The organism is Nocardia neocaledoniensis (assembly GCF_029868625.1).
GTDB classification, from domain to species: domain Bacteria; phylum Actinomycetota; class Actinomycetes; order Mycobacteriales; family Mycobacteriaceae; genus Nocardia; species Nocardia neocaledoniensis_A.
The window spans coordinates 1-2,857 of record NZ_JARWOJ010000313.1 but is presented as its reverse complement, the minus strand read 5'-3'; the positions used below and the strand labels follow the sequence as shown (position 1 = coordinate 2,857).

General features: G+C 65.1%; 2 protein-coding genes and 1 pseudogene. 1 reads left to right on the top strand and 2 read right to left on the bottom strand.

The window, feature by feature from the left end:
- A partial coding sequence (locus QH270_RS23385) for a (Fe-S)-binding protein (protein ID WP_280346193.1) occupies positions 1-1,449 on the bottom strand: 1,449 nt, incomplete at its 3' end.
- Between the two features lie 457 nt (positions 1,450-1,906).
- Between QH270_RS23385 and QH270_RS23380 the strand changes: the two genes are divergently transcribed.
- A complete protein-coding gene (locus tag QH270_RS23380) occupies positions 1,907-2,650 on the top strand; it encodes a hypothetical protein (RefSeq protein WP_233001223.1) in 744 nt (247 codons plus the stop codon).
- A gap of 59 nt (positions 2,651-2,709) precedes the next feature.
- Here the strand turns inward: QH270_RS23380 and QH270_RS23375 are convergent.
- Positions 2,710-2,857, bottom strand: a pseudogene (locus QH270_RS23375) (NAD-dependent epimerase/dehydratase family protein); the annotation flags it as partial.

Sequence of the window (2,857 nt, the reverse complement as noted above, 5' to 3'; positions counted from 1 at the left end):
GAACAGGTATTCGTAGCCGTCGAAGCTGTCGGCGTCCTGGCCGAAGACGGGGATGTCGAAGTCGACTTCCTTGATCCAGTTCAGGCGGTCCTTGGAGTTCTGGCCCCAGGGGTTGCCCTTGTTCTCGAGGTTCTTGAACAGTCCGGCCAGCTCGGAGGGGAACTCCGACTCGATCAACACCTGGTAGCGGCGCATGTCGATGATGTGGTCGACGTGTTCGATATCGACCGGGCACTGCTCGACACAGGCGCCACAGGTGGTGCAGCTCCACAGGACCTCGGGGTCGATGACGCCGTGGACGTCCTCGGCACCGATGAGCGGACGCTCCGCCTCGGCGCGAGCGGCCTCGGAGATCTTGGCCAGCTTCGCCTCGTCGGGCTTGCCGTCGGCGTCGACCAGACCGATCTCGTCGCCACCGGGATCCTTGCGGCCACCGGCCAGCAGGTACGGGGCGGCGGCGTAACCGTGGTCGCGCAGCGACATGATCAGCAGCTTGGGCGAGAGCGGCTTACCGGTGTTCCAGGCGGGGCACTGCGACTGGCAGCGACCGCACTCGGTGCAGGTGGAGAAGTCCAGCCAGCCCTTCCAGGAGAAGTCCTCCATGCGGCCGACGCCGAGGTTGTCGACATCGGGGTCGACGTTCTCCATGTCGAGAACCTTGCCGTTGGACATCATCGGCTTGGCCGCGCCGAGGGCGACGCCACCGTCGGCCTCACGCTTGAAGTAGATGTTCGGGAAGGCCGAGAACCGGTGCCAGGCCACGCCCCAGGTGATGTTGCGGCCGACCACGAACAGCCAGACCATGCCGGACATCAGCTTCACGAACGCGAAGATCGAGATCAGCGTGACGTTGGCCGGGATGATCTTGGCGATCTGCCCGGTGATCGGGTCGGTCCAGGTGGAGTGCCCGGTCAGCGACAGCACACCGGCCTTCACCAGCACCATGCCGATGCCCTCGGTGAGCACGACCCACTCGACGAAGTACGCGGGACCGAACTTCGAGCCGCTGAAGCGCGACAGGCGCGCGGGCAGGCGCGGGTGGTTCAGCTGGCGGATGATCATCAGCGTCGCGATGCCGACGACGGTGCCGACGCCGAGGATCTCGTCACCGAGATGGAACCACCAGGTCTCGCCGATGAACGGCCACGACCAGGTGGGGTCGAAGGTCTGGCCGTAGGCCATGAACCAGAACTGCGCGCCGGCCAGGAAGCCGATCATCACCAGCCAGTGCGCCCAGCCGACGGTGCGGAACTTGTTCATCCTCGTATGCGCGATGAACTCGACGAGCATGGTCTTGAAGCGCGGGAAGAACGGTCGCCACCGGTCCGGCGCGGACTGGCCGATCGTCACGGCCCTGCCGATCTTCCATGCGCCGCCGAGGAACGACGCCCAACAGAACAGGCTGAGCACTGCTCCAATCGTGCCCAACGTGATTGTCAGGGCATTCATGTCGCGACCTTTCTTTAGAGGCAACACGAGGGTCGTGGGCGAGCGGACTCACCCAGTTGGCTCGTATCGTAACCGGCGCTAAGTTACCGGCCAGTAACTACCGGTGTCCACCGTAGGATCGGCATTTGTGCTCTGACCTTGTTTACTGGGGCTTGACCTGGGTTTTGCCTGTGAGCAATATCACATAAATGTTTGCTCGAAGGTTCCCATGTCTCCTGGTGAACACCGTAAACCGCGCGTGATCTGCGCCGAAGCTAAGGTCAGGCTTACTAGCTCGACCGAGATTCCTTCTGGCCACCCAGGTTTCGGTCCATTAGGCTCCAGCTGTTCTGTCTGCTGTGCCGGTCTTCACACTGCTCGGGGAGAAGTAAGGGACACCTCACGGTGTGTTCCTACTTGACGGGTCTCGCATGTCGAGGATCGCACGCCGCACCACACCTGATGGATTGGAACCCGAATGAACTTCCGTAGGACCACTGCGGCTGCCGCACTGGTTATCGGCGCGATGACCGTGTCGCTGGGGACTGCGCACGCTGAGCCTGTTCCGGCGGCTCAGGACATCAAGTACTCGGTGAAGCTGGTCGACAAGACCATCGTCGCCACCCTGCAGAACGGCACCTTCGCGATCGTCGAGCAGGACGGCGAGACCCCCGAGGCGCCGAAGACCAAGGTCGCCGAGATCAAGGACACCACCGGCGCGACCGTGGTCTCGCTGCCGATCGACTTCACCGTCAACGGCACCGACATCCCGACCAAGTCGGCGGTCACCAAGGACAACACCGTCCTCGAGCTGACCCCGGAGAAGCCGGAGGGCCTCCAGGTCGGCACCGAGCCGGTCGGCGTGAAGCCGGTCCTCAAGGCCGACCCGATCGCCTCGGCGCAGGAGAACCAGAAGGCGATCAACGACTTCTCCAGCAAGTTCAGCATCGGCACCGCCATCGGCACCTTCGTCGGCACCGCCATCGGCGCCGTGGTCGGCTGCGTCTTCGGTCTGCCGCTGTTCGGTGTCGGCTGCCTCGCGGGTCTGCCGCTGGGCGCCGCTGTCGGCGGCATCCTGGGCATGATCGCCATCGGCGGTCCGACCATGCTGGCCGCGGGCATCGAGCTGCTCAACGTCATGCAGGCGCCCGAGGGCACCACCGTGTGGGCCGAGAAGCCGAAGGCCGTCGCCTCGGCGCCGGCGGGCACCCCGGCCAACTGATCCACCACGAAAGGCCCCCCCCCCCCGTGACGGACCGGGGCGGTGGGGGGGGTTGAAACCCCAGAGGCGCCCGCCACATTGAAATAGCGCAGGCTGGTCGCGGCCAGGCCGTGCGCCGCCGCGGAAGAGGTGATCGCGTGGTCGATGGCCAGCTTGCTCGCGCCGGAGGGATTGGTGGGGCGGGTGGGGGAGTCCTCGGGGGTCGGC